Origin of the sequence: Adlercreutzia sp. DFI.6.23 (assembly GCF_024462535.1) — a bacterium.
Taxonomy (GTDB): Bacteria; Actinomycetota; Coriobacteriia; order Coriobacteriales; family Eggerthellaceae; genus Adlercreutzia; species Adlercreutzia rubneri.
On sequence record NZ_JANGBP010000224.1, the window covers coordinates 1 to 390 of the forward strand.

At 58.5% G+C, this 390-nt stretch carries 1 pseudogene; it reads right to left on the bottom strand.

Features of this window, described 5'->3' with window-relative positions:
• A pseudogene (locus tag NE591_RS13110) lies at positions 1 to 295 on the bottom strand (endonuclease IV); the annotation flags it as partial.
• Positions 296 to 390 lie beyond the last annotated feature (95 nt).

A 390-nucleotide genomic window follows, 5' to 3' on the forward strand; every position in this document is an offset into this window, starting at 1 on the left:
CCTCGGCCAGGCGCGCGAGATCTTCCGAGTACACCATGAGGGCGAAGTTGCGCTCGTTCATCTTGTCCGTGGCGGGGTCGGCATCGTAGGGGGCGTAGGCCAGCGCGTCGTGGATGCCGTGCTCCTTCGCGAAGGCGAGGTAGGCGGCGACGTCCTTCTCGTCGAGGGCCGCCTGCTCGCTGCCGCGCGGGCTGCGCGTTAAGTACTGGAACGTGTTTGCGTTGATGGACGCCGCCTCTTTGGCCATCTCCAGATAGCCGCGGCGCTTCGAGAGATGGCAACCAATAGTCAGCATGATGAGTCCTTTCGACAAAGATTTCTAAAAACTTGGTCAAAAACTCGAGTTATGAGTCTTGTCCTGGCCAAAAATCATTGTTCAGATGCCCTTGA